At 46.1% G+C, this 26,245-nt stretch carries 21 protein-coding genes; 9 read left to right on the top strand and 12 right to left on the bottom strand.

Annotated elements, in window-relative coordinates; all coding sequences use genetic code 11:
- Positions 1–255: 255 nt before the first annotated feature.
- Together QUA27_RS20780 and QUA27_RS20775 are read left to right on the top strand one after the other, a co-directional pair.
- The gene (locus QUA27_RS20780) at positions 256–1,260 is read left to right on the top strand and encodes a hypothetical protein (RefSeq protein ID WP_333070109.1); all 1,005 of its coding nucleotides are present in this window, start codon (positions 256–258) and stop codon (positions 1,258–1,260) included.
- A gap of 25 nt (positions 1,261–1,285) precedes the next feature.
- Complete coding sequence (locus tag QUA27_RS20775) at positions 1,286–2,110, top strand: sulfurtransferase (RefSeq protein WP_333070108.1); 825 nt, start codon at positions 1,286–1,288, stop codon at positions 2,108–2,110.
- A 142-nt stretch (positions 2,111–2,252) separates the two neighbouring features.
- On the opposite strand, the gene QUA27_RS20770 is transcribed toward QUA27_RS20775, so the two are convergent.
- The 7 genes from QUA27_RS20770 to rfaE2 form a co-directional block, all read right to left on the bottom strand.
- Positions 2,253–3,725 carry an MBOAT family O-acyltransferase gene (locus QUA27_RS20770; RefSeq protein ID WP_333070106.1) on the bottom strand — a complete coding sequence of 491 codons (1,473 nt, stop codon included), beginning with the start codon at positions 3,723–3,725 and terminating at the stop codon, positions 2,253–2,255.
- A 581-nt stretch (positions 3,726–4,306) separates the two neighbouring features.
- Positions 4,307–5,845, bottom strand: coding sequence for an ATP-binding protein (locus QUA27_RS20765; protein ID WP_333070104.1), 1,539 nt, complete (start codon positions 5,843–5,845; stop codon positions 4,307–4,309).
- Positions 5,842–6,861: an ATP-binding SpoIIE family protein phosphatase gene (locus QUA27_RS20760; RefSeq protein WP_333070103.1), complete on the bottom strand. Its 1,020-nt coding sequence runs from the start codon at positions 6,859–6,861 to the stop codon at positions 5,842–5,844. The genes QUA27_RS20765 and QUA27_RS20760 overlap by 4 nt, the downstream gene beginning before the upstream one ends.
- A 211-nt stretch (positions 6,862–7,072) precedes the next feature.
- Positions 7,073–7,471 (bottom strand): anti-sigma regulatory factor, encoded by a 399-nt coding sequence (locus QUA27_RS20755; RefSeq protein WP_333070102.1) that lies wholly within the window; start codon positions 7,469–7,471, stop codon positions 7,073–7,075.
- A 264-nt stretch (positions 7,472–7,735) separates the two neighbouring features.
- On the bottom strand, positions 7,736–8,113 hold the full coding sequence (locus QUA27_RS20750) for an STAS domain-containing protein (protein WP_190662402.1): 378 nt from the start codon (positions 8,111–8,113) through the stop codon (positions 7,736–7,738).
- Between the two features lie 56 nt (positions 8,114–8,169).
- Positions 8,170–9,039, bottom strand: coding sequence for an STAS domain-containing protein (locus QUA27_RS20745; RefSeq protein ID WP_333040028.1), 870 nt, complete (start codon positions 9,037–9,039; stop codon positions 8,170–8,172).
- A 141-nt stretch (positions 9,040–9,180) separates the two neighbouring features.
- Complete coding sequence (gene rfaE2 / locus QUA27_RS20740; protein ID WP_333070100.1) at positions 9,181–9,684, bottom strand: D-glycero-beta-D-manno-heptose 1-phosphate adenylyltransferase; 504 nt, start codon at positions 9,682–9,684, stop codon at positions 9,181–9,183.
- Between the two features lie 788 nt (positions 9,685–10,472).
- On the opposite strand from rfaE2, the gene hpsJ-B reads away from it, so the two are divergent.
- Positions 10,473–11,303 carry a hormogonium polysaccharide biosynthesis protein HpsJ gene (gene hpsJ-B / locus QUA27_RS20735; protein WP_333070099.1) on the top strand — a complete coding sequence of 277 codons (831 nt, stop codon included), beginning with the start codon at positions 10,473–10,475 and terminating at the stop codon, positions 11,301–11,303.
- Between the two features lie 86 nt (positions 11,304–11,389).
- A complete protein-coding gene (locus QUA27_RS20730; RefSeq protein WP_333070097.1) occupies positions 11,390–12,307 on the top strand; it encodes a glycosyltransferase family 2 protein in 918 nt (305 codons plus the stop codon).
- A 646-nt stretch (positions 12,308–12,953) separates the two neighbouring features.
- On the opposite strand, the gene glgB is transcribed toward QUA27_RS20730, so the two are convergent.
- From glgB to QUA27_RS20715, 3 genes are all read right to left on the bottom strand, one after another.
- Positions 12,954–15,248: a 1,4-alpha-glucan branching enzyme gene (gene glgB, locus QUA27_RS20725; protein WP_333070096.1), complete on the bottom strand. Its 2,295-nt coding sequence runs from the start codon at positions 15,246–15,248 to the stop codon at positions 12,954–12,956.
- 654 nt (positions 15,249–15,902) lie between these two features.
- A complete protein-coding gene (locus QUA27_RS20720; RefSeq protein WP_333070095.1) occupies positions 15,903–16,049 on the bottom strand; it encodes a hypothetical protein in 147 nt (48 codons plus the stop codon).
- A 406-nt stretch (positions 16,050–16,455) separates the two neighbouring features.
- Complete coding sequence (locus QUA27_RS20715; RefSeq protein ID WP_333070093.1) at positions 16,456–16,671, bottom strand: serine protease; 216 nt, start codon at positions 16,669–16,671, stop codon at positions 16,456–16,458.
- Positions 16,672–17,008: 337 nt separating this feature from the next.
- Here QUA27_RS20715 and QUA27_RS20710 point away from each other — a divergent pair, with 337 nt between their 5' ends.
- Both QUA27_RS20710 and QUA27_RS20705 read left to right on the top strand, forming a co-directional pair.
- Positions 17,009–17,584 carry a hypothetical protein gene (locus tag QUA27_RS20710; RefSeq protein WP_333070091.1) on the top strand — a complete coding sequence of 192 codons (576 nt, stop codon included), beginning with the start codon at positions 17,009–17,011 and terminating at the stop codon, positions 17,582–17,584.
- A 283-nt stretch (positions 17,585–17,867) separates the two neighbouring features.
- Positions 17,868–19,769, top strand: a complete 1,902-nt coding sequence (locus QUA27_RS20705; protein WP_333070090.1) for a peptidoglycan D,D-transpeptidase FtsI family protein — start codon at positions 17,868–17,870, stop codon at positions 19,767–19,769.
- Between the two features lie 137 nt (positions 19,770–19,906).
- Here the strand turns inward: QUA27_RS20705 and QUA27_RS20700 are convergent, their stop codons facing one another.
- Positions 19,907–20,527: a prepilin-type N-terminal cleavage/methylation domain-containing protein gene (locus QUA27_RS20700; RefSeq protein WP_333070088.1), complete on the bottom strand. Its 621-nt coding sequence runs from the start codon at positions 20,525–20,527 to the stop codon at positions 19,907–19,909.
- 923 nt (positions 20,528–21,450) lie between these two features.
- On the opposite strand from QUA27_RS20700, the gene QUA27_RS20695 reads away from it, so the two are divergent.
- Positions 21,451–21,672, top strand: a complete 222-nt coding sequence (locus QUA27_RS20695; RefSeq protein WP_333070087.1) for a precorrin-6A/cobalt-precorrin-6A reductase — start codon at positions 21,451–21,453, stop codon at positions 21,670–21,672.
- 271 nt (positions 21,673–21,943) lie between these two features.
- Positions 21,944–23,479 (top strand): flavin-containing monooxygenase, encoded by a 1,536-nt coding sequence (locus QUA27_RS20690; protein ID WP_333070085.1) that lies wholly within the window; start codon positions 21,944–21,946, stop codon positions 23,477–23,479.
- A gap of 433 nt (positions 23,480–23,912) precedes the next feature.
- Here the strand turns inward: QUA27_RS20690 and QUA27_RS20685 are convergent, their stop codons facing one another.
- Entirely contained in the window at positions 23,913–25,109 is a 1,197-nt protein-coding gene (locus QUA27_RS20685; protein ID WP_333070083.1) for a CapA family protein, read from the bottom strand.
- A gap of 63 nt (positions 25,110–25,172) precedes the next feature.
- Here QUA27_RS20685 and QUA27_RS20680 point away from each other — a divergent pair, with 63 nt between their 5' ends.
- Entirely contained in the window at positions 25,173–26,174 is a 1,002-nt protein-coding gene (locus QUA27_RS20680; RefSeq protein WP_333070082.1) for a hypothetical protein, read from the top strand.
- Positions 26,175–26,245: the final 71 nt, after the last annotated feature.

Here is a 26,245-nt window from a genome sequence, read left to right as displayed (position 1 = left end):
GGCTACCGAGGGAGAGGATTTTTGCCTGTCCTGCAAACCTGAGTTCGGTTTGTAGAAAGGACTGAAGTCTTTTCTCAAGGGATGCCAGGGCTAGCGAGAGTGATAATTTGCATCTTTGGGCTAGGATTTGCCACGATACATTATACTATTTGTTGAATTTCAGTTATTGTGTTTTCAACTCCAAAAAACTCTTTCTGACTTTTTCATTTTTTCTACCTTCTACCTTCTATCTTCTGCGTTATCAGGTGTCCAGCTATGACAGAGCTTAATTTTCAGGAACTTGCCAAGCAGGGAAATCTCGCCACTGCGATCGCATCTTCGCTAAATAGCCAGTTGCAATCTGAAGGCATTACAGCCTCCGCTAATCTCGACGGCGACTGTTTGGATGTAATTCTTGAGGCGGAACAGCTACCGATAGAAGATACATTAGTTGATTTTGTCCGCAGCCAACTGACGAATTTGCAGCCGGATTCGATTCGCAAAGTGAAGGTTGAGGGTCGAGAAAGCGGTCAGACTGCTGCTGGTTGGAGTCAAGAGTTTAGTTTGGAGAACAGCAATTTTGAACCACAGAGCTTTGGGGGAGAATCTGTGCCATATACTGCTGTTGCTAATATGGACGATCGCACAGAGATGGATAACAATTTTGAGCAGGAAAAACCGCCCGAACTTGCTGCATTTGAGAATCGGCTGCGATCGACTTTCATTGTAGTCGGGCTAGTAACGGGTATGTTGGCGATCGCCGTGGTGGCGTTTGTCGGTAAAATTGTGAACCAGCCAGCAGCAACTGCGGGGAATAATTCCGATGAAACAGCAAATTTAGCAACTGCACCGGATACTTTTCGAGAAGCCGTTAACAGCGCACTCAAAGCAGCAGAATTAGGGCGATCGGCAAAAACCAAGGAAGATTGGACTACAGTTACCGATAGCTGGCAAGAAGCGGTTTCATTAATGAGAAGAGTACCAGTATCTAGCCCCAACCATCAACTAGCTCAAGCAAAAGTGATAGAGTATCAGAAATATCTACTTTACGCTCAAGAAGCAGCAGTAACTCCCCCTCTGCCAACTCCAACTCCCGCACCAGCCGAAAAATCACCTTCGGAAAAAGCAACTCCTAAAAAATCCAATTTGCCCAAAGAAACTTCGGAAAAAGCAACTCCTAAAAAATCCAATTCTGAAAATAGAGCTTCAGAGAAAGCCAATTCTAAGAAATCTCCTTCCGACCAAAAAGCAGAACCAGAGAAAAAAGCTCCTTCTAGATAATGTTAAAATAGAGATTTGAATAATTATGACTGACAACACTTTAATCGTTTCTCCTGAATGGTTAGCCACTAATACCGACAATCCGCAAGTTGTAATCATTGACTGTCGGTTTTCCCTTGCCAACCCTGAATTGGGACAAAAACAATATCAAGAAAGTCACATTCCGGGAGCTTTCTATTTAGATTTAAACCGCGATCTCGCGAGTTCAGTGGGGCAACACGGCGGTAGACATCCCCTACCCAATATTGAAGAATTAGCTGAGAAGTTGAGCGCGATCGGTATTAATTCACAAGAAACTTTAGTCGTAGCTTATGACGATTCGCGGCTAGCTTTTGCGGCTCGTTTGTGGTGGCTGCTGCGGTATATGGGACACAGCAAAGTCGCTTTGTTAGACGGCGGTTTCAGCGCATGGAAAGCGGCGGGCTATCCGGTAACAAATATTTTGCCAGAACCCCGTGAGGGTAAATTCGTTGCTCACTTGCAGCCGGATTTGGCGGTAGATATTGAGGCGGTAAAAGAGCGTAAAGACTTGCCCGGAAAGGTTTTGGTTGATTCGCGAGAAAGCGAGAGATATGAAGGTTTGCGGGAGCCGATCGACCCCATTGCAGGTCACATTCCGGGTGCGGTTAACTATCCGTGGCAAGGGGTGACGGATGAAACTGGAAAAGTGCGATCGGCATCCGAACAAAAACAGCGGTGGACGGAATTAGAAAAAGCCGAAGAAATTATTGTTTATTGCGGTTCCGGGGTGACTGCTTGCGTTAACTTACTGTCTTTAGAAATCGCCGGAATTCCCGATGCTAAACTTTATGTCGGTAGCTGGAGTGACTGGTGTTCTTATCAGTTGTAGGGCGCATCAGCTAGATGATTGTTGACTGTTGACTGTGAGTTGTAATATGTACACTGCGAACGAAAGTGGGGAATTACTGCGGCGCACATCAATGTGGTTGTAGGGTGCGCTAGGCGCACCTTACGCCGAATTAAATAATACCCTAAAAATCAAAATAAATATAAGGCAAACCCCCTTCGGGAGCCAACACCCAAACCGCATACAAACAAAGCGGCACTAATACCAATTTCAGGGGCCAATTTAACTCTAATTTCAAACCCCGGCTTAACGCATAATTCCCCAGCATCGCCGCAGCCAAAGCCGCCAACATCCAAGTTAAATGCACTCTTTCCAAACCCAAAGCTTCGCCATAAACTTTCTCAGCAAACTGCACGTCAGCAGTGTGTCCCCACAAATGCGAAATCGCCCATCCAGAATCTTTTAAATCGGGAAGACGGAAAAATATCCAACTACCAAAAACCATCGCTTGAGTCAACAGCCAACCGATCGCAATACCGATCGGGTTTTCCCACAAAAACTCGATCCGCAACCGCTTAAACAGCACATCAGTCAGCCTGTGAACCGCCAAAGCTAAACCGTGTAAACCCCCCCACACAATAAATCCCCAAGCTGCCCCGTGCCACATTCCCGCAATTAACATGACGATCGCCAAATTCAGACAAGTGCGCCACAAACCGACTCGCGAACCGCCCAAAGGAAAATACAAATAATTGCGTAGCCAATCGCCTAAAGTCATGTGCCAGCGCCGCCAAAAATCAGCTATGCTGGCACTAAAATAAGGAAAATCAAAATTTGGCGGTAAATACCAACCCAGCAGCAAAGCAGTACCGCGCGCCATGTCAACATAGCCACTAAAATCGAGATAAAGTTGCAGCCCGTAAGCAAAAATCGCCAGCCACAAATCCTCGCTACCCGCCCGCTGCAAGTTGGTAAAACTTAAATCGACATAAATTCCCAAGTTATCTGCGAAAAGACCTTTTTTTACTGCACCAAAGGCGATCGTCCACAGTCCCTCAGAAATGCGATCGGGCGTCGGAAATTGCAGGGTTTTCAGTTGATAGATCAAGTTGTGATACCGAGTAATCGGGCCGGAAATCAGTTTTGGAAAAAACAACTTGTAAGCAGCAAAGTGCAGCAGCGAAGTAGCAGCAGGCGCGCCTCGGTACACGTCAATCAAATAAGCAATGCACTCAAAGCAAAAGAAACTCAATCCTAAAGGTGCGATGACGTGACTTTTTACCCAGTCAGCACCGTCGATAGCAAAAGGCCAATTGAACAAAGTGCCAATCGAACTCAATAAAAAAGGCACATACTTAAAGCCTAGAAGCAGCAACACATTCAGGCAGATGCCTATCCACAGCAGCAACAAACGGCGGCGGTTCCAAGATTCATTAGCAATCCGCCAATCCAGAGGTTCCCCAATCGCCATCGCCAAGCAATAATTAAACAAAGCACCGACTAACAGCAGAGGAATGTACCAAATTTGCAGCGAAGCGTAAAAAATTAAACTACCCGCCAACATGATGAACAGCCGCCACCACCGCAGCGGAACCAACCAGTAAGCCGCGAACATAACTAACAGAAACAGGCCATATTGAAGGGAAATGAAAGTCATACCATTTTAGATTTTAGTTTTTAGAATTGGGAATTGGGAATTGCTTATTTTGTATGGTTTGGATTACGCGCCTACAGTTGCATTTTTTTATTAATCGAGACTTTGCTAAGAACAAGATTTATCATGGATTTTAACCGATCGCCGACACGAAAATAGGCTCTCGGTAAGCCCCTACTATATAGTCGGCAACTGAGAACTGCTACATTTTACAGCACAAAGGTTAAATGCTGTTGCAAATTAAATAAATTTTGCCTGCTATAAATTATCTATCTTACGAACCATATAAAAATCGCTGAAAAAATATAATTAGGTTCGCAGCATCCGACTTCAGTCCTCAAAAGCTAAAATTCCTGATATCGTTTCCCTTCCCATCGGCATAATACTTTGTATCTTACAGTCCTAGCATCCCGCACAGCAAAAAAGTGATGTAACCGAAAATGTTTGGAATTCCTCACCATCGCAGGTATTGGACAAGTAGCCCCATCGCATTTCAACTCTTCCCAAACGTCAAATTCAGTCAGACCCAGCATCATAATGTCCCTAAAAATTGGGTTCGGCTGTGCTTTGCCGAACCCCAACTTTCAGCACCGTGGGCGACTTATATCGCTGTACAAGGAATTTCGGCCAGCAAGTCTTTCAGCAAATACCGAAAAACTATCTTCATCCTCCCCAATCAAAACTTTTGTTGCTGAATCGGGCACTGGCGAGCGAGAATTTGCGATCGCGTGCGGTATTTCATCTGCCTTACCAGCGGACATTTCCAAAGGATTTTCTTCCTCTCCAGGATACAGAATCGGCAGTGTGACAAAAAAAGTCGAACCAACTCCGGGTGAACTTGTGATTTCAATACTTCCCCCTAAAAATTCCGCCAGTTTTTTGCACAGAGACAATCCCAATCCCGTGCCTTTGACGCCCTTCTGCAAGGGGTTTTCGAGTTGGACAAATTCTTCAAAAATCCGCCTTTGATCGGCTGGGGGAATGCCGATGCCCGTATCTGCTACTGAAAAAGTAACTGTTCCCTCCTCTCCCATTTCCGCAGCCACTCGAACTTCACCTGCTTCGGTAAATTTGAGGGCATTAGAAATCAGATTTCGCAAAATCTGAGAAACTTTTCCCTCGTCGGTTGTGAGGATGGGAAGTTCTAGAGGATCTTCAAAAATTATAGAAACGGCAGAGTTTGGGGGAAGCAAGGGGCGCATCATTCCTCGCAGGGCGCTGAACAAATCTTCGATTTCAAAATCACCCACGCGAACAGTTAGTTTTCCGGCTTCCACTTTGGCTAAATCTAACGAGTCGTTGACAAGTTCTGCGAGAGACTCGGCGGATTTGTAAATGTAATTTACTTGCTTGTCCTGTTCGTCTGAAAGTTCTCCGTCGAGGCGATTTAACAATATTTCGGAAAGGCTCATAATTGCCGTTAGCGGAGTGCGAAACTCGTGGCTCATGTTGGAGAGAAAGCTGGTTTTGAGTTCGCTGGCGCGCCGGAGAGATTCGGCCTTATCGTTCAATTCAGCGTAAAGTGCCAGGACTCCGCGATTGGTATCTTCTAGTTGTTGATTTAATTGTACGAGTTCTTCTTGACGCTGGCGGAGTTCGTCTAAAGTGCGTAGTAATTCTTGATTTTGCTGCTGAATTTCGGCATAGGGATCTTCGGGAATTTGGCGCGCTAGTTTGTCTACTAATTGATTTAGTTCGATCGCACTCAGCGCAGACATATTTTTGGAAAACTGCTTAATTAATTGTACAGCCGTTCCGCGATCGGGCGCCGAGTCGATTTGCACTTCGTCCATCAACCGTTTGGCTGCTGCTAAACCGAGTCCCGCGCCGGTTTGCGATCGAAAATTGGGGCTTAACACAGCCGGTAAATCAGCAATTCCCGGCCCGGTGTCGGAAATCCGAGTCCGAAAAATTTGGGGCGAGTCCCCTTCCACAATGAATTCTACTTTGCCACCGCCGGCATATTTGAAAGCATTGCGGGCAATTTCGGAAACTGCTGTGGCGATGCGGGTTTGTACTTGGGAATCGAATCCCAGCCCTTTAGCAATTTGGCGAGCTCTTTGGCGTACTTGTACGATGTCTTGTTCAAAGCGGACTTCCGTCGTCAGGATTGGGTAACTCACGCTGCTTCTCTCACCTTGGCTACTATAACTGTCATGTCATCGCGAGTGCGTTTGAAGTCCCGGTAGAGCACGGCTGCGATTAAAGCAGGATGCCTGGAGGCTAAACCCGGATAGCGGTTTAAATTCCACTGCGCCGCCAAACCGTCAGAGTGCATGATGAGTAGGGACTGCTGCGACCAAGGATAGACAAATTCTGCTACTTTTCGCATCATATGTCCAACTGTGCCGTTGTAGGAAACCATGCTGCGGCTTTGGTTATCTGTGACAACTACACCGCTGATGTTGCCAATTCCGGCAAAACAAATTGTTTGTTGGGTACGATCGATTTGGGCGATCGCCGCAGCCGCTCCTCTGGTATTTTTTAAAGCAGTGTGCGCCTTCTCTAAAATTGCTTTCGGCCCGAGTTTGGCGTTTTCTTGAAATACCCGCACTGCTTCGCGAGACGCTTCCTCCGCCAAATCCCCGTATCCGAGCCCGTCTGCAACTAAAATCAGGTTTTTGTCAAGGTGATTTTCTGTCGCCCACGAATCCCCGCAAATTTGCTCTCCTACTTTCGGCAAGTGGATAACCCCAAATTCCAAGTAATTGATGTTTTCTGATGCTTCCCGGCTATTTTGGGTCGGTTCCAGCCGCGCTAATAAGGCTGTCCCCAGTTTTGGTACAGAATGAATATCAAAAAAAGTAGAGAGGCGTTTAATTGCCCCCAGTCCAGTTCCAGGGCTTCCCGCTGTAGAAAAACCGTCCCGCATACACAGCGCGACATTTGCCATCCCTTGGCCCCGGTCTAGCGCTACTATTTCAATGCTATATCCTGTTGCTGTTTTTAATGTTCGCAGCAAAAGTTCTCCTTCGCGACCGTGTTTGACCAGGTTTTTTGCTGCTTCCGTGGTAACAATTGCCACTTTACCGCGATCGGTCTCGTTAAATCCAACTTCGGTCGCGAGGGCGACTGCGATTCGCCGCGCTTCTCCGACTTGACTTTCTTCTGTTACGGGCAGGGCTACGGCATCTATCATTTTTTATCAGTTCTCATAATGGAATCCTCCATACGCCAACCCTCTCCGGGTATGGTGTGGGATTCCAAGAATCACTTCTTGGCTTTGCTGGTTGCTCTTTATACCAATTTAAAAAAATAATACAATTATACGCAACCTCCAAACCCCGATCGTTCTCACTCATGCCCAATTCTTTAATCTAAAATCTCAACTTTCAAATCGTATTACTTCTTCAGCGCCAGCGGACGATCGCAATTCTAGTCCCCTTACCCACTTTGGAAACAATCTCAAATTCGTGCATCAACCGCTTGGAACCACTCAGCCCCAAACCCAAACCGTGATTAGAAGTATAACCGTCAGTCATTGCCAATTCGATGTCTGGAATTCCCGGCCCCTTGTCTTCAAATATCAGCCGCAGCCCTTTGCGGGTGCCTAATTGCAGCATTTCTAGAGTTACAGTTCCCCCTTTGCCGTACTCTACAGTATTGCGGGCGAGTTCGCTGGCTGCGGTAACGATTTTTGTTTGGTCTAATAAACCGAATCCCATTGCTACAGCCCAAGTTCGCACTTGCTGTCGGACGTGGACTATATCGGATGACGATCGGATTTCTAGTGTCTCACGTTTTGACATGGCGGCTACTGTACCAAAATAGAACTTCTCCACAAAATATAGGACTTACACTCGTCAACTTAGTTTCTCCTAATAGGACTTACACACTTACTACGATTTTCTCTCAAAAGAGAACATAGTGCAGGAATCTTAAACCCTTGATTTAACCCCCTTGAGTGCGTAAGCCCTTTCCTAAGAAATCTTCTGTTTGTCAACAAGGTATCTACAAACAAATTAGGTTTCTTGACTGCCTGTGCCTCGGTCAGGGGACAATTAATCGACTGCTTACCCTTGCTCGTCAAGAGACCAACCCAAGGATTTTCTTAACAAAATCATGCCCTTTTCAACGCTTAAAGCTGTGCGAACTCCTGTCAGGGAAAGCCCCAACTCAACGAGGGTAATAGCAACCGCTGGCTGCATCCCGACTACAACTGTCTCCGCATCTAAAATTCGTGACATACTAGCGATATTGTTGATAATGCGACCGATAAAAGAATCAACTATTTCGAGGGAAGAAATTTCAATTAACACACCTTTAACACCTGTTTTGACGATGCGGTTCGTCAGGTCATCTTGCAGCGTCATTGCTAAGCGATCGTGCATATCTACTTGAATTGTTACTAGCAAAAATTCTCCCATTTGAAGAATTGGTATTCGTTCCACAAATTCACCTATTTGTTAAGTTTTACTTAAGATTTACTGTCAGACATGCAATATGTTTATCTTTCCTCTTTAAGATTTTTTATAGTTAAACCTTGGCGTTGCAAAGCGACTTTAAAAGCATCTGCTAAAGTCGCTTTTGTCAGAATATCCTGCAAGTCAACTCCCAAATGAACTATGGTTTGAGCTATTTGCGGGCGAATGCCGCTGATGATGCACTCAGTACCCATTAAACGGGCGGCGGCGACAGTTTTTAATAAATGTTGAGCAACTAAAGTGTCAACAGTCGGCACACCTGTAATGTCTAAAATCGCAAATTCTGAGCCTGTTTCCATGATTTCTTGCAACAGAGTTTCCATTACTATTTGAGTGCGGGCACTGTCGAGAGTCCCGATCATGGGTAAAGCGAGAATGCCTTGCCAAAGTTTGACTACGGGTGTTGACAATTCGAGCATTTCTTGCTGCTGGCGTTCAATGACTTCTTCGCGAGCTTTGAGAAAAATTTCTGTCACCCAAAGGCCGAGCTGGTCTAATAAACTGGTGGAAAGCCAAAGTTGTTCGACAAGTGCGTCGCGGTTTTCTGTCAGTTCATGACAAAGCCGATCGAACAATGGCTTTTTGAAGCATAAAATGAAACTCGCTATCTCTGAGGGAGTAAAGCCTCTCTGAACGCGCGATCGCGAAACTTCTGCTAGCAGCACCCGCATATTTTCCCATTCGGGTGTCTGGATGTCGCTAAAGTTACCGTTCCCGACTGCTATGTGGAGCAATTGCAGGAACTCTTGACACTCGGAGCGCAATTCTTTGGCTCTCATCAAGTCGTCCCGCCGCAGCCCGGTATTTTGCAGTTCTTTGAGCCAGTCTGCTAGTAACTCTGCTTTGTGTCTTTGTAGGATTTCCGCGATCGTGTTATTGCTTGTGAGTTCCATTGAAATTCTCTCCTGCTTAGGAATTGGGATGAAGTTGTACGAGCGATTCCCTACGGGATAGCTTCGCCGCGCGTACCAAGCGTTTTTTTTGATGGGGCAACTTCTGAGTTTAGCTCACTGCTTGCTATTTGCGATCAAGGGTTAAGTACCTAATTGTAAAATGCGTTTGACGATCGCACTGGTAGAACTCGGAACTTCTATTTCGATCAAGGAAATCTTGCCACCTCCGGCGATAACTGCCGGTGCTTCCGGCAGAGTTTCGACTTGATAGTCGCCTCCTTTAACGTATATATCAGGCTTCAGGATATTTATCAGTTTAGTTGCTGTAATCTCGGAAAAAATTACTACGGCGTCTACTGGTTTGAGGGCGGCTAACACTTCGGCTCGCTGGTTTTCCGGTACGATCGGGCGGGGTGGCAATCCCGGCTGCTGCGGTTTGATAGCTTGCACGCTGGCGTCACTATTCAAGCCCACCACGAGCGATCGCCCCAATTTTTTTGCCGCCTGCAAATAGCGGACGTGGCCACAGTGCAGGATATCGAAGCAGCCGTTAGTAAACACGATCGGACGCCACTTGTCCGGAGCGGATGCGATCGATCTTTCAAGTTCCCTCAACGTGTAAACATCAGAAATCATTGCAGTCATTACCACCAAATTTGAACAGCGATCACAATTATCCTACCAAAAAATGTGAAGATTTGCACTTTTACTATTGAATAATAAATTCTTCAAACTGGCAATAATTAATAGTGACCAAGGAGGAAAAAGTGATTAGTAACGTGTGACTATTAAGCAATAATGATAAGTAAAAATCACCTGTCCTGAAGCTGATATGGCAAACAGAATTACTAAGAAAAGAAACGCTAGTCGTGTATTTGTGACTGCCGTATCCTGCTGTTGGTAATTAGAGGTTAAAAATGTTGGTAAACAATTATTTATTCCCGCCCTCTCTTATATCAATTACTATAAGACAAGGGATGAGAGTTCCACCGCCTGGGGCAGGCGATCGGGTAGTGGGAGCCCTAGGGGGTTAAACCCAACGCAACGCGCTCCTCCTGTGTCTATTATTTCTGGCACGGCCGCGCGAGTGAAAGCTAGTTAAAAGCTGGAACCTAAGCGTGCAGAGCTCATCTTTACGCTGGATTCGTCAGACTATAGAAGAAGCCAGCAGTTGCTTGCTGCTGTTTCGGTGCGCCATCTTGACCAAGCTTTACAGCCAACCCAGAAGCGCACAGCCTCCTGTGTCCAACTCTATATAGCTGTGCAGAAACTACACCTTTTAGCTCGCAGCCGCAGCCTGTGAAAACCCAGAAGAAAGTCGAGGTCGGTATCCGAAGCAGCTATTTTGGTGGAAAATAGCTTAAAACTCGTTCAACAAAATCCACCCAACTACCCCCTTTAATCTAACGGTGTAGAATTATCTAACACGAATTATGAAAGCAAGTAATAGCCGTCAATTTTCTTCAGTAGCTGCTCGAACTCTAAAAGTAGTCGGGATTATCTTGATTCTCTCTGCTTTGCTTGACTGCATTGTTCTGTCGCTGCCGGGAGAAACTTCAGACCTTCTCAATCGAGGCTGGCAGTTGGCTGCAGCAACTCAGATAGTTGACAGGGGCATGATTCCTTTGATGGGTATCGCCCTCCTGATGACTGGCTTTTGGGTTGACAGCAGCAGTGGAGTCTCTCTTGAGCGACGCAAGGTTTGGCTGGACTTGCGATTTTGGGCGCTGTTGATTTCCAGCTTGTTAGGTCTAGTCTACCTATCTCTGGTTCCCGTTCACCTCAACAATACTCGTTTGGAACTCAAGGATGCTCTGGCTCAAGTCGATCGAGAAGCGGGACAAGCGGAAGGTCAACTTGAGGCACAACTTAAAAGCCCTCAATTTAAAGCTCAGGTAGAACAGCTCAAAAGCCAGCGTCGCGCCCAGATAGCCACGCTGCTGGAAGACAATGGGAAGCTGCAACAAGCACTCAAGAGTCCAGATGTTCCCAAGGAATTGAAAGCTGTGCTTGAGGAGTCGAAAAATGACCCGAAAGCCCTCGATCAGTTCCTGGAACAGCAAGCTCAAGAACTTCCCACTCAAGCTCGCAACGAGATTCGCACCCGCAAGCAACAAAAAGAGAAAGAGTTAAGAACTCGATCGAGAAATTCGAGTTTGCAGACGGGAATCACCAGTTTGCTGTTAGCGATAGGCTACATTACTGTTGGTTGGACGGGATTGAGAAGTATGGGAATTCTGCGGTTCGGCCGCCGCAAAAATTGACCAGCGCGGGCAGGGATCGTGCTGGTCGAGACATCCCTGAGAAATAGTTTGTTTACCTAATAGTTTGCCCTTACTGAAAGCTGGGAATGTTCTCAATTTATATTCTGACTTACAACGAAGAGATTGATATCGCCGCTTGCATTGAATCGGCGCTGCTTTGTGACGATATCATTGTAGTTGATTCTTTCAGCACCGATCGCACCCTTGAGATTGTTCAGAACTATGCCGTGCAAACAGTGCAGCACCGCTTTGAAACTCACGGACGCCAGCGGACTTGGATGCTCCAAGAAGTCCCGTGCAAGTACGAATGGGTTTACATCCTCGAAGCTGACGAGCGGATGACGGCTGCACTGTTTGCTGAATGCTTAAAGGCGATCGAAAGTCAAGAATATATCGGCTATTACGTAGCTGAAAAAGTAATATTTATGGAGCGCTGGATTCGCCGCAGCACTCAATATCCCCGCTATCAAATGCGTCTCTTTCGCAAAGACCAAGTTTGGTTTACTGACTACGGTCACACTGAACGGGAAGTCTGCAACGGGCCCACTCACTTTTTGAAGGAAACTTACCCTCACTATACTTGCAGCAAAGGTCTTTCCCGCTGGATTGAAAAGCACAACCGCTACTCGACTGACGAGGCTGCTGAAACTCTCCGTCAACTAGAAGCTGGTCAAGTAAATTGGTGGGATTTATTGTTTGGCGCGTCGGAGGTGGAAAGGCGCCGCGCTTTGAAAGATTTTTCTTTGCGCTTGCCTTTGCGGCCTGTGGTGCGCTTTTTCTATATGTATATTTTACTGGGCGGATTTCTTGACGGCCAAGCGGGATTGGCTTGGTGCACGCTGCAAGCTTTTTATGAATATCTAATTTTGCTAAAAGTTTGGGAAATGAAGCATCTACCACTGCCAACTTTAGAGGTAGCGGCAGAACAATCTATTTCCGAAGTAGTAACAGTTGAACCGTCGAAAGTTTCTTATAATCTTGGGGCTTCCGATACTCGAAATTAAAAATAGAGCATTAAAAATTGGCATTGGTAATTAATACAACTTAAACAAGAAGATGATTTACGCAATTCACTGGATGATAACCCCGTCAGAACATAGATGTAATCAAGAATATAGCCCTGATACACATCTGAAAAAATGGTAGTTTATAGCGCCTAATTATCATTGATTCGGCTTGGCACAATTGGAGGATAATTCTTGTGGGGAGTATGGGTGAAGCGTCCCGCCTGCTGTGAAACTACACGCCTTCGGGAGCATGGGCAAACCTACAAAAAAAATCAAAATCCTCCCGCTATTATGCAACGCTCCGCCATCAGTAGGTCTTTTGACGGGTTTGTTACCCACATTCCGCACCCTGAACTGTCACACTACGAATTTTTGGAGTTTGGCGAAATTGAACTGGCAAGCGCCAGTCCAATTTCCCACTTATATGTATAAAAAATGACCATTGTGGTTCACAAAATTCCGCAAAAACCGATTGTGACAGTGGAGGGTGCGGAATGTGGGTTGTTACCCTGTCCAGATATTCATCACAACAAAACAAAAAAAAACCGATTTCTTGGAGAAACCGGATTTCTGAATACCCTCAAACTTTTAGGTTTAATAAAGTTTTGATTCTTCTTAACTCAAAACTATCACGACTCACAACTTAAAACTCTTGAGATTTGGCTGTTGTTTTTGCCCGATCGAGCTTTAAAATCAACACCCCCAAAGGTGGCAAACACAAGTCGATCGAATAAGCACTGTTGTGGAACCACCACTCCTCAGTCCACTTGCCCCCCAAATTCCCCATATTGCTGCCACCGTACTCCCGCGCGTCGCTGTTAAACAACTCCGTATAGAAACCTGGTTCCGGCACTCCTACGCGATAGTGAGAGTGTGGCTGGGGCGTAAAATTGCACACCGTCACCACAAATTCGTCGCCATCCTTCTCTCGGCGCACAAAAGCCACGACGCTGTGTCGGTTGTCGCTGCAATCAATCCACTCAAACCCATCCTCAGCAAAATCTTGACTGTAAAGTGCCGTTTCGCTGCGGTACAAATTGTTCAAATCCTTAAAAAATAGTTTCAACTTTTGGTGCGGATCGAATTGCAGCAAACGCCACTCCAAATCCCCCCAAACGTTCCACTCTTGCCACTGGCCGAACTCCATCCCCATAAAGATCGTTTTCTTTCCGGGATGAGCAAACATAAAAGTAAACAAACACCGCACGTTTGCAAACTTTTGCCATTCGTCCCCTGGCATTTTCCCGATGATGTGGGCTTTGCCGTGGACTACCTCATCGTGGGACAAAGCCAGCATGAAATTCTCGCTGTGGTTGTACCACATACTGAAAGTTATGTTGTTCTGGTGGAACTGGCGGAACCACGGGTCCATGTGGTAATAGTCGAGCATATCGTGCATCCAACCCATGTTCCACTTCAGGTTGAAACCCAAACCCCCTACATAGGTCGGCCAAGATACCATCGGCCAAGAGGTAGATTCTTCGGCGATCGACAGCGCACCTGGGAAATAGCTAAAAATGACGTGATTCGCCTGTCGTAGAAAATCTGCCGCCTCGATATTTTCCCGACCCCCGTACTGGTTGGTCAGCCATTCTCCAGGTTCGCGGCAGTAATCCAAATAAAGCATCGAGGCTACGGCATCTACGCGAATCCCGTCGATGTGGTACTTGTCAAACCAGAACAGAGCGTTTGATACTAGGAAATTCCGCACTTCGTTGCGCCCGTAGTTAAATACTAGGGTTCCCCACTCTTTGTGTTCGCCCTTGCGAGGGTCGGCGTGTTCGTACAAGTGAGTTCCGTCAAAGAAAGCCAAGCCGTGACCGTCTTTGGGGAAATGTCCCGGTACCCAGTCCACAAGTACGCCAATGCCGTTGGCGTGGCACTGGTCAACAAAATACATGAAATCTTCAGGTTTGCCGTAGCGGGAAGTTGGGGCAAAATAGCCGGTGACTTGATAGCCCCAAGAACCGTCGAAAGGATGTTCGGCGATGGGCAGCATTTCGATGTGAGTGAATCCCAAATCTTTGACGTAGGGTATCAGCCGATCGGCTAATTCCCGGTAAGTCAGAAAGCGCGCCCCGGGATTGAGTTCCGAAACCTGCACGGGGGATTCTATTTCCCCATTTGGTAGCACGGCGGGTTCGTCAGTAGCGGCGTGCAGCCAAGAACCGAGGTGGCATTCGTAAACCGAAATCGGCTGCGTCAGTGGGTCTGTGTGCCGCCGCTTTTCGATCCAAGCGCTGTCGTGCCAAGTGTAGGTGTCTAAGTTCGTGACAATTGATGCTGTTTTCGGCCGCACTTCTTGCTGGAAACCGTAAGGATCGGACTTTTCGTAGGGATGTCCGTCTTGGTTTTTGACTTCGTATTTGTAGGAAGTTCCCACAGATAGTCCCGGAATAAATAATTCCCAGATGCCGTTTTGCGATTTCCGCATTTGATGTTTGCGGCCGTCCCAATAGTTGAAATCTCCTAAAACAGAGACATTGCGAGCATTCGGAGCCCAAACGGCAAAATATACTCCTGTGATGCCGCCTACCTCGGTGAGGTGCGCTCCGAGTTTTTCATAAATGCGGTGGTGATTGCCTTCTGAGAATAGATGCTGGTCGAATTCTGTGAGTTTGGGCGATCGAAAGGCGTAGGGATCGTAGATGAAGCGCTCGTGTTCCCCTTCTTTGAGCCGCAATTGATAGTTTGCTAGTTCTGGGGTGTCGATCGTACATTCAAAAAAGTGAGGGTGATGCTCTGATTTCATCGGGTATTCGGCCCGGGCCTCCGGCACAACTACGGATACTGCATCCGCATTCGGCAGATAAGCTCGGACGACCCAGACTTTTTTGCCATTTTCTTCGATCGCGTGAGGGCCTAGCACTTCAAATGGATCGTGGTGCTGATTCCAAACAATGCGGTCAATCTGTTCAAAGGGGACGGTCGCGGGCATAAAACTACTTACCTCAATCTTTTAACTAAATGGCTTTCAAAACCTAGAGTGGCGCTGCACTTTACATTTCGATACATTTTTGATCGCTGATCCTACCACTGATTAGCACGATCTTGCCTGCTGTATATCCAGCGTGCGCCCTTGCACGCACAGCAGGCTGTTGCCTTACCGGCGGCGGAGCTGGGGTTTGACTGCTAACATCTAAGTATAGAAATATTAAAACAAATTGAAAAATTTATATTTTTTCCCTACTACGATTGACTTTTTATTTAATATGTGATATTAAAATTTTTCCAACTATTGTCGATTTGCCACTGCAGGAAGGTCAACCCTCTAAGTGTTGGGCAGGAGTTAATAGTTTACCTGGAATTTTTATACAGGAACGATCGCCCGATCGGTAGACTTTCACATCCCGGAGGCTGAGTTGGTCCACAAAGCCCGTGAATTTGGGCAATACACTCAAACAGCGAAGGATGCTTAACTCGGTCGGTATTGAGGAATCACAGCTAAAGGACTCAGTATGGCGACACCAGCAAGCAATATCTGCCATGCTCAAGGCATCACCTACAAAACTAGCACCATCCTACCAGCGACGGTGCAATAGGTTTAAAGCAGCACTCAGGCGCAACTGGAGTGAGTTTTGCTGAGGCAGGGTTAATACCGAACTGGAGCTGCGCCAATTGAATCACTAAACTGCCTCAAAACAAACGGGTCGATTTGCTTGCCCGCACCGGGGCGAAACTCGTAGTCAACAAATCGAGTAGCCATGCGGATGCTGTCATCGAGCCAGTCTTCGATCATCCAAGCCTTAGCTTGCTTTTTTCTCGTCTGTGGGAACAGCGGCGGGGAAGGAAAGTGATACTCGATCGACAGTGCAAAATTTGCGTCGAGTCGGCGAGGTCCTCCGGTTGATATTCAGTTGAGGCAGCACCACTGGCAATGTCCTCAAACATCCTGTCACAGACTTGAGTTTTAAAACGAGCAGGCCGGGAGTCAAATTTTCTACTTGAAAATGAACGCTCTTGTAACGCAGCGAATCAGCGGACTTTGCAGCACTAAGGGGACGTACTGAACTTTAGTAAAAGCATCAGACTAAAACTAACACCCAACTTGAGACCTAGACCTATGAGATGAAAAAATGCGAGGAGCGAACGATTTTTCACCTGGAGGCTAGGCTCGTTGGGCAAACACTCTCGGATCGCCCTAGTTAGGGAGTCTTTTTAGGAGCAGGGGTAGTAGTTGCACCAGCCCCTGGAGTAGCCTTTGGAGTTTCCTTAACTGCTGGAGAAGAAGCAGGAGGAGTAGTAGTAGTAGTGCCACCTGGAGTGGGGCTAGAGCTGGGGGTGGTGGTCTCACCGCCGCAGGCGCCGAGGGCTACTGCCAAGCCCACTACCAAAGTCAAACGAATTAATCCCTTGTTCATAAAAACTCCTTAACATTGAAAACCCATCGCAAGGAAGGGAATAGTTTACTTGAGAAACAATGCTGGCACGAATAGCTCAACGATTCGCTCGTTGATTACAATACTGCATTTATTCATAAATTTCACATAGATTATCGCTAACCAGCAAAGATTTCTTTTTTTTGGCAAATCCTGAAGTCAAAGAGAGCAGTGGTAGGATGGGTTGGTTGGCTTGTGAGGTATCTTTGGTAAGGATAACCGATCGAACGCAGATCGCTACCACTGGCGATCTGGAAGACAAAAAACTCTTAACCTCAATCAAGCTGAAGCTACCCCACTTTACGTATTGGTGAACTCTATGACCGCTGCTATCAGATCCCCCGATTCTCCCCGCTCCCGATCGACCCGCAAGCCCGCTGCTGGCGCAGCCAAAAGCAAAGTTACTTCTATTGCCCGAGCTAGGCGAGCGAAGACAGGACCGGTATTGCCCAACTACTCGCCAGCCGACCAACAGGCTCAGGCTCGATCGTCCGCATCGGTGATCAAAGTCTTGCCCGAACGCCAGCAGCAGCCAGTGTGGTTGCGATCGCTCCTGCAGGCACAGCGCGCCTCCTCAGTGGTAGCAGTTATGCTTTTGGGCGGTGCTCTGAGTCTCTACGGCTTGACTGTTTACGGCGAGCAGCGCTGGAGTCAGGAGTATCAAAAACTGGAAACTCTGCGCCTCCGGGAACAGCAATTGAGTGCTTCTAGTGAAGTCTTGAAACACCAACTGGCTAAAGAAGCCCAAAATCCAGAAACCGGTTTGGCTCCGCAGAATCCTGGGGACACGATTTTCTTGCAGCCGGCCCCTGAAACTCGATCGCCCGTCGCGGTACCAAATTCTGAACCCGCTCTCAAGAAGGGAGCCGGTGTGGAAACACCGCTGGGCTATTAAACCTGTGTCAAAGCGGAGAGCGCCCGAGGGCCTGAGTGTCCGAGGGCCTGAAAATTCCAGGATCTAATTTCCTTTTTGACTTTTTTGCAAGTGGCGATCGATTTTCTGCTTTCAGCCGGAAGTTACAGATTAAAAATAATAAGACCCCTTAAAAAAACAGAATCCAACTGTAGGTGTGAGCCCAACCCTGCTCATTCCCAAGTTGTAAATTTTATCTTTTAAGATTTAAGTTATAAATTATAAATTCTAAAACGCTCTAACTTGCTATTGAATTTTTAATGCCATGAGCTACGACCCCCGTTTTGACCGCTACAGATCGCCGAATTTCAAACGCACAAAACAGGCGGGCGCTCGCACTGGGTGGGAAAAACCAGCCAAACCTAAATCTTCGGGCAGTTTCGGCCGATCGCCACAACAGACGGCTGCATCTTGGGGGCGACCGGTGGAGCGTTTAAAGCGCAGCAAGTTCCGTTTGTGGGCCGTGTGGGCGGTGTTGATGCTGGGGGGCCTGGGGCTGGCTGTGAATTTGTTTTATTTGCAGGTGACGCGAGCTCCGGCGCTGCGTAAACAGGCCGAGCAGCAGCAAACTCTCAAAACGAAGCCGTTTGTACCGAGACGCCCGATAATTGACCGCGCAGGGAATGTTTTGGCGATCGACAGACAGGTGTACACGCTCTACGCTCACCCGAAGTTGTTTAACCACTCGAAGGCGGAAATAGCTGCTAAATTGGCTCCGATGCTGGCGATCGAACTGAGTCCGGGCACTACGTCGGAAACTGAATTGATACGCAGGTTTAATCTTGCTGAAAGCGGTATTACAATTGCGGAGTCTCTGCCTCAAGAGGTTGCCGATCGTGTCGCTCAGATGCAAATTAAAGACAGTCTGGTCGATGGCTTGGAGTTGCTGCGGCAGCAGCAGCGTTTTTACCCGCAGCAGGAGTTGGCGGCGGATATCCTCGGTTATGTGGACGGGGAACGGAAGGGACAAGCTGGGGTGGAATACAGCCAGCAGAATTTGTTGGAACGATCGATGCCGTCGATTCAGTTTAGCAGGTCGAGCAATGGGAATTGGGTTCCCGATCGGCTGACGGCTGGATTTGTGCAGCTTGATGACTTGAAATTGCAATTGACGATCGACAGTCGCTTGCAGCGGGCTGCCCGAAATGCGCTTAAGGAAAAAATGAAGCAACACGATGCGAAGCGGGGCACGGTGATTGTGATGGATGCCCGTAACGGGGAATTGCTGTCTGTTGTAGCGGAACCTTCTTATGACCCGAATCAATATTTTAATTTCGATTTGTCGCGCTATAAAAATTGGGCTGTAACTGATGTTTATGAGCCTGGTTCGACTTTTAAAGCGATTAATGTGGCGATCGCTCTGGAAGCGGGTGCGGTGAAACCTAATACTGTTTTTAAGGACGAAGGCAGGATTTACATGGATGGCTGGACTATCCAAAATTCCGATTACAAAGTCGCAGGCGCGCGCGGCCCTTCCACTGTTACGGAGATTTTGAAACATTCTAGCAATGTGGGGATGGTGCACGTAATGAGAAGTATGAAAGCTTCTCTTTACTATCAAGCTTTAGAAAAACTCGGACTCGGACAAACGGCAGGGAGTGATTTGCCTTTTGAAGTAACCAGTCAGCTTAAAAATCGAGAGCAATTTATTAACTCTCCGGTGGAAGTTGCTACTACGGCTTTTGGGCAAGGTTTTTCGATTACTCCGATGCAGTTGGTGCAGCTTAACGGCGCTTTGGCTAACGGTGGCAAGTTGGTGACTCCTCACGTTGTGCGGGGACTTTTTGATAGGGACGGTGAAGCTTATTGGAAGCTTCCGAGGCCGGTTCCGAAGCAAGTTTTTTCGCCGGAAACTACTAAGCAGGTGTTAGAAATGATGGAAACTGTGGTTGATGGTGGTACGGGGAAAGCTGCACAAATTCCTGGGTATCGGATTGCTGGAAAAACGGGTACGGCTCAAAAAGCTAAGGCTGGTGGGGGTTATTCTGACAAGGCAATTATTACTAGCTTTGTGGGGATCATGCCTGTGGAGGCACCTCGGTATGTGGTTTTGGCGGTGATTGACGAGCCGAAGGACGGTTCGGGGGGTACGGTGGCGGCGCCGATTGTGGAGTCGGTGATGGAGGCGCTGATTTCTATTGAGAAGATTGCGCCCAGTAAGAAGTAGTTGATTATATCTGAGATGTGGCGTCAGGAATTGACATCGAATATAACGATCGACAACACGGCTATTGAGGACATGGCAATGCCGTTTTCCTACTCCCAAAATAATCGTAGCTGGCGGGGTGGCCCGCCATCGCCTTGTCAGTAACAATATCTTTTGTTTTCGTTGGGTGTTGATTGTCTTTTGGAGGTGCGTTTATGTCCTAAAAGAGTGGAGATGATGATGCAGCGTTGGCTGTTTCTTAAGTTGGGATGATATAGCGTTAGGGTTCCTTTGGCTCTTATACTCGTTAGCGTGCAGTCATGGTCGCTTCGAGATACGGGGCAACCTCTGTGGTTGAACATGACGCGCCGGATTGTGCCGTTTGTTTTTTGCTCGTTGTTTTCATTTACTTGGAGCACTGTGGTTTCATCTGTATCTATTTTAATTTGCGGTTCTAGGTTTTTCCATTGGCTGGCTGGTACTTGAGCTGGGGAAATGTCGGCTGGGTGAACGGCTATTTGTACATTTTCTCCTACTTCTTTGAAGCTGGCTTGCCATGAAATTTTGGATCGTTTGGCGTTGCTGTGGGCAAGTTCCATTGCCCAGTAAGCTCGATCGAGCGATGTCTTTAAACGGTGGTTGTTGATGAACATTAGCCAAGAGGGGGCGACGATCGCACTAAATATTCCTATGATTAAAATAATTATCAATAGCTCTATCATTGTAAAACCTGCGGCAGGTGTAGTGGCTCTGCCTTTGAGCGTTTTATTTATTGACACGTAAATGCACTCCCTGATATTTAGCTGGCCAAAAAAACAGCTAGGAGGAGCTATTTTTTATTGGCTATATTTTAACTTTTGGTTTGGGGAGTGTATAGATCGGTATTTACTGAAAATTTATGCACATTTAAAAAAGCGGGTGAGGACACGGTAGTCAGGAAACGGGGCGTTGCTTAATCAGGGTATGAAAAAGATCAGTTTAAAATCTCCAAGCTTTGTCGATACTGGTTTCTATGACTGGCATATTTAGCCTTTCATCCCGTAAATCAGCAACGCCCGCTGGAAACGGTAGTGCGGTTTCCCTACAGCAGTTTTGTCGATCGCCCGATCGCGTCCGAACCCGAAGGTATGTAGGGAGAATCTCACTTTTGTAGTCAAGCTAGTAATTAGAGTTTTGAGGCAGGAGGCTGAAGGAAAGGATCTCGTGAGTTTATGGCGTAAAATATAGCAATCAATACAGTGAGAGTGATAAATTTTTATTTAGGCTATCGATTAGACTTGCCTGGAGTCAAGGTGGAAACTTGTACTCCAATAGAGGGACAAATTTACTTTCGACGCTCGTATTTTAGCGTCAAGAATAGTTTGTCCTCACTGTGAGAATTATACAGAATATCTGCATCAGAATCTTGCAGAGTTCTGCGCGATCGCGCGATCGTGTATAACGATTGCCCGGTTAATGGTAGGGAAACGGCACAGGGGTTTCCTAATTTAGGGTAACGGGTAAAATCAACCGGATCGGATGTAACGATCGCCCGATTTGTAGCGAAACGGCAGTGCCGCGCCCTGATTTCGAGTAATATCGTTTTCCCTGACGCACCCTACCTCAGTGACTATGTGGTTTTTGATGCGGGCGATCGCTCCTCCGGCACTAAATATTGCTGTACCTAACGGTAAATTGTTATTAGCAAGGGGGGCGTTTTTTATTGAAAGACCAGCAACAATTACTATTAAAATATCAAATTGATACAATTTTTAGAAAAAACAGCGCCGGCAGTGCTAATTATGCTAAAATTTCTACTGCTAGGGAACTGGAAATTCTGGTTGTGATAGTGCAGCGGCTGCCGATTCCCTATGGTGAGCAGGCTGCTGATGTGGAAGGGACGATCGCTTGGTTAATTAAGCAGTTATTAGTTATTAGTTATTAGTTAAATCCTTGGGGCGATCGGAATGTGGCAGCTCGCCTCCACTGAGGCTGTAGCAGCCAGACTGTAAGAATTGCTCTCCCCCTTAGTCTATAACCACTTAAACTACTATCAGCAGTTAGGTTTAAGATCGCTAATTTGACGGGGTGACAGCGCCTCTATCTTTTTGAGAGCGATCAATTAAAAATTTTCTCAGTGCAAGGCTTTCCGGTTGCTGGTCACTGCCTCAGTAAAATTATTCTAATACCCATACCAAATAAGGAGACTCAAATATATGCAATACAAAAGCGGTATGCCAATTGCCATTATTGGGGCGGGAATATCAGGCATTACGACAGCCCATATTCTCAATAAAAATGGTTTCGCAGCAGTTGTTTTCGAGAAATGCGAACAGGTTGGCGGAGTATGGGCACTTGCATACCCAAACGTACACCTGCAAAATATCAGGGAACAGTATCATTTATCTGATTTTCCCTGGCCATTCACCCCTGATTTACATCCCACCGGAGAACAAATCCTGAATTATTTGGAGCAAGCGGTCAACCATTTAAATCTTGATGTGCGGTTAAATCATGAAGTTATGGATCTCAAAGAAACAGAAGATGGCTGGCTATTAAAATATAAAAACCAGGATAGAGTTTACGAAGAATTATTTGGATACGTCGTTATCTCAGTTGGGCAATATACAGAAGGAAAGTATCAACCTGAATTTCCAGGTATAGAAGATTTCGGCGGGAAAATCATCACTGAACGGGATGTCCACACGCTTGATATATTCGATAATCAACGAGTTGTAATCGTTGGCTTCGGAAAAAGCGCTTTGGACATGGCAACTTTCGCAGCCAAACAAGGCGCACAAGTAAATCATGTATTTCGTACACCGCGCTGGCTTGTGCCAGAACGGATTTTGGGGGTACATTTTACCTACGCATTATTCAGCCGTTTTGGAACAGTGATGATGACAAGTTGGGCACATCCAACCGCCATTGAACGTTTCCTGCACAATCGCCTTGGTTTCATTGTTTCAGCTTTTTGGGATTTGATTGCATCCATCTTCCGCTTTCAAGTTCAGCGAAATGTTTCTGGAAAAGATCGAGAGGCCCAGCGTCGCATCAAAGCTGTACAACCAGATCACAAACTCTTGCCTGATTTACGTTCAGCCACAGCGGTTGCCCCTGAAAATTACTATCCGTTTATTGCAGAAGGAAAAATCTCGCCCCACCGTACAGAATTATCGGGTTTTTCACGAGAATCAGTAAAGTTGAAAAATGGTTGCGAGATTCCATGCGATTTAGTCGTTCTATCTTTGGGTTCGCAAACGCCGGTTTTTCCATTTTTGCCTGATAAATATCGAAAAATGTTGGAAACCGAACCCGATGGCGTGCAGTTATATCGCCACTTGCTTCATCCTCGCATTCCTGGCATTGCCTTTGCCGGGTTCAATCATGGATATATGCACGTGCCAGCAGTCGAAATTGCCACACAGTGGCTGTGTGCTTACTTGCGTGGTGAACTTGAGTTACCTTCCTGCGAAAATATGGAAAAAAGTATTGAATATATCCGCGAGTGGAAACGCGCCAATATTCAATTTGAACCTTCGCGATCCTGTGCGATTAACACTCGCTTTCAACAATATATTGACATCATGCTTAAAGATATGGGTGTTTCTCCTTATCGAAAACTGCCTAACATTTTCGCTGAGATCTTCGGCAGATATCAACCATCAGATTATCTTGGCGTATCGGAAGAATACAATCACAAAAAGAAAAGTCGCTCTACTCCACTACACCCTCTTCCGTTGGATACATGATTGCTTCTAAAGCTTACCAGGGGTCAATTTATCTCAATTCCGGTTGCACCGGAATTATTGTTGACTGTTGACTGTTAACTGTTACTCGAAAAACTGAATGATAGTTGAGTATTGACTGTTGATTCGATTTTACAATTCGATGCTAGCGGAGTTAATATGACGCAGTATTCTGCTGCCAATTTCGCACTGATTGGAAAGGATATCCAAGCTTAGGTAAATTTATTTGCTGAAGATTGGGCATGATTGTTCGATCGCCCAAATCTAAGTTTTCTACCAAAAACTTGAGTAAATTCTGACCATAATTGCTGATTGACAAATGCTTCCCTAGCTTAAGCTGTTACCTTAACAATGGACACTGCCTGGCAATACAAATCGCTCGGCTAGGCCTTCTATTCTAATAACTAATGCCGAATTCCCAATTCTCAATGCCAAATTATTGGGAGTTTTTCGGACTATTCAAAGAGTTAAGATGATTGTTCATATCCTGCAAGTATTTTGCTAAAACTGGATACTGCGAACTTGCTAGCAGTGCATCTTTTTTCTGGGTGACCGTTGTTTCTAAGGGCAAAACGCGATAGTTGGTTTTATTGTTCTGAGTATAGCGGTGTACCCAAGTCGGAATGGTTTTGATGCTGGTAATTTCTGTAGTTTTTTGGGGAAATATTTTGCGAATATTTACTTGCAAAATTACGCCTACGTCTGTATATTTTTTATTCTGACCGGAAATGAAGTTTCCCATTGAATAAATTGCTACAGCTTTGCGACTTTTGCCATTTTTTCCGGGAAAGTTAAAAATTTTGTAAGGTTGGACGACGTGGGGATGGCTGCCGAGAATGATGTCTGCACCAGCTTTTAATAGGTTTTCCACTAATTGTTTTTGTTGGCTGTTTGGCTGTCGCTCATATTCATTGCCAAAATGCAGGGAAATTGCGATAATATCTGCTCCTTGTTTTCGGGCTTTAGCAATGTCTTTGACTATCTTTTTTTCGTCTATTAGCGAAACTAAGTAGTCTTTGCCTTTGGGTATGGGAATGCCGTTGGTGCCGTAGGTGTAGGCTAGCAGGGCTAATGAAATGTTGTTTTTGGTGCTGATTAAAGTGCGTGAAGCCTCGGCGGCTGATGTGGCTGTTCCTGTTGAGGCAATTTTGCGATCGCTCAGATTGGCGATCGTCCTAATTACTCCTTTTTCTCCCCGGTCTAAAGCATGATTGTTCGCGGTTGTCAAGATATTAAATCCGGCTGAATTAGCAGCATCCGCTAATTCAGCCGGTGCGTTAAATAGCGGATATCCCGTATATCCGCCCGCATCTTCGCCCGCTAAAGGTGTTTCGAGATTTCCGATCACCCAATCGCCTGTTGACAGGATACTTTTAACTGGTGCGAAGAAAGTGTCAAAATTGTATGTTTTCTTTTTTGCGTCGTAGCCCGATCGCGTTTGGGTACTGTGCATCATGATGTCGCCGACAGCAATTAGTTTTGCTTCTTCGATCTCAGACTTTGGTTCGGCGGGAACAGGGGCTGCAATTGGCGATCGACTTTCTGTAGGCTGTGTGTTAGTTTGTGGCGTTTGGATATTGCAGCCTGCGAGCGAAAGCATAGCAATTATCGAGAGCAACCGACGAAAATTCATGATTTTTTAGAGTAATTTGTCGGCTCATATGGTATCATAATTAATTTACTTAATGCTCACAACATGAAAAAAAACTATCTAATTCTTGCCTTTATTATTTTTATAGCAATTACGGGTTTTGGGGTTTTCACTTACGCTCAAACTTCGGGCGATTCCCTTCGGGATAGCTTCGCTTCACAGCCTTTTGAATTTGCCTTAATTGGCGATTTGCCCTACAGTGCCGAACAGGAAGCAAAATTTCCGAATTTGATTGCAGATATCAATCGATCGCCCGCAGCGTTTGTAGTCCACGACGGCGACATTAAAAACGGTTCTAGTGTCTGTGATGATGCAACTTTTGTCAGTCGCAAGCAGTTATTTGACAATTTTGAGATACCGTTTATTTTTGCCTATGGTGACAATGAATGGACGGATTGCCACCGTTCAAATAACGGCAGTTACGATCCAGTAGAAAGACTCGCTAAACTGCGGGAAATCTTCAACCAGGGTAATCAAAGTTTGGGAAAGCGCACCTTAACTCTCACTCGTCAAAGTGAAAACCCGCAGTTTGCTAAATTCCGCGAAAATGTTCGCTGGATTTATCATGGAGTTGTGTTTTTGGCGATTAATATGCCGGGAAGCAACAACAATTTTGGTCGCACTCCCGAAGCAGATGCAGAATATGCCGATCGCAATTCAGCTAACTTAGCCTGGATCAAAGAATGTTTTGCTAAAGCAAAACGCAGCAACAGCAAAGCAATTATATTAGTGGCACAGGCCAATCCGGGATTTGAACTCGATCCGACGGACAAAAGAAGAAGTGGCTATAACGGTTTCATCGCAACTTTGGAAACAGAAACAGGCAATTTCCCAGGGCAGGTTGTATTCGTCCACGGCGATACTCACTATTTCCGCATCGATAAACCTTTACCCCATTTTACCGATGAGACTCAACTACCGAGAATGAAAAATTTTACTAGGGTTGAAACTTTTGGTTCTCCAAACGTGCATTGGTTGCGGGCTTTTTATGACCCTACAAATCGTAATTTGTTTGAATTTAAACAGCAGATTGTTCCGGAAAATTAGGCTATTTAACACCGTTTTTAGGCAAGATAAATATTTTTTTTCTTACACTGAAGATAGGTATAATCGAGGAA

It is taken from the genome of Microcoleus harperi Pol14_C6 (genome assembly GCF_036701295.1).
In the GTDB taxonomy this organism is placed as follows: Bacteria; Cyanobacteriota; Cyanobacteriia; order Cyanobacteriales; family Microcoleaceae; genus Microcoleus.
Note: the sequence above shows the minus strand (reverse complement) of the source record. Positions and strands in the feature narration are given on the sequence as shown.

What these genes read in the sequence shown, in the direction of transcription:
- QUA27_RS20780 (WP_333070109.1), top strand. Translation starts at nt 256, where the DNA reads ATGACAGAGCTTAATTTTCAGGAACTTGCCAAGCAGGGAAATCTCGCC.
- QUA27_RS20775 (WP_333070108.1), top strand. Translation starts at nt 1,286, where the DNA reads ATGACTGACAACACTTTAATCGTTTCTCCTGAATGGTTAGCCACTAAT.
- QUA27_RS20770 (WP_333070106.1), bottom strand. Translation starts at nt 3,725, where the DNA reads ATGACTTTCATTTCCCTTCAATATGGCCTGTTTCTGTTAGTTATGTTC.
- QUA27_RS20760 (WP_333070103.1), bottom strand. Translation starts at nt 6,861, where the DNA reads ATGATAGATGCCGTAGCCCTGCCCGTAACAGAAGAAAGTCAAGTCGGA.
- QUA27_RS20755 (WP_333070102.1), bottom strand. Translation starts at nt 7,471, where the DNA reads ATGTCAAAACGTGAGACACTAGAAATCCGATCGTCATCCGATATAGTC.
- QUA27_RS20745 (WP_333040028.1), bottom strand. Translation starts at nt 9,039, where the DNA reads ATGGAACTCACAAGCAATAACACGATCGCGGAAATCCTACAAAGACAC.
- rfaE2 (WP_333070100.1), bottom strand. Translation starts at nt 9,684, where the DNA reads ATGACTGCAATGATTTCTGATGTTTACACGTTGAGGGAACTTGAAAGA.
- hpsJ-B (WP_333070099.1), top strand. Translation starts at nt 10,473, where the DNA reads ATGAAAGCAAGTAATAGCCGTCAATTTTCTTCAGTAGCTGCTCGAACT.
- QUA27_RS20730 (WP_333070097.1), top strand. Translation starts at nt 11,390, where the DNA reads ATGTTCTCAATTTATATTCTGACTTACAACGAAGAGATTGATATCGCC.
- glgB (WP_333070096.1), bottom strand. Translation starts at nt 15,248, where the DNA reads ATGCCCGCGACCGTCCCCTTTGAACAGATTGACCGCATTGTTTGGAAT.
- QUA27_RS20720 (WP_333070095.1), bottom strand. Translation starts at nt 16,049, where the DNA reads ATGATCGAAGACTGGCTCGATGACAGCATCCGCATGGCTACTCGATTT.
- QUA27_RS20715 (WP_333070093.1), bottom strand. Translation starts at nt 16,671, where the DNA reads ATGAACAAGGGATTAATTCGTTTGACTTTGGTAGTGGGCTTGGCAGTA.
- QUA27_RS20710 (WP_333070091.1), top strand. Translation starts at nt 17,009, where the DNA reads ATGACCGCTGCTATCAGATCCCCCGATTCTCCCCGCTCCCGATCGACC.
- QUA27_RS20705 (WP_333070090.1), top strand. Translation starts at nt 17,868, where the DNA reads ATGAGCTACGACCCCCGTTTTGACCGCTACAGATCGCCGAATTTCAAA.
- QUA27_RS20690 (WP_333070085.1), top strand. Translation starts at nt 21,944, where the DNA reads ATGCAATACAAAAGCGGTATGCCAATTGCCATTATTGGGGCGGGAATA.
- QUA27_RS20685 (WP_333070083.1), bottom strand. Translation starts at nt 25,109, where the DNA reads ATGAATTTTCGTCGGTTGCTCTCGATAATTGCTATGCTTTCGCTCGCA.
- QUA27_RS20680 (WP_333070082.1), top strand. Translation starts at nt 25,173, where the DNA reads ATGAAAAAAAACTATCTAATTCTTGCCTTTATTATTTTTATAGCAATT.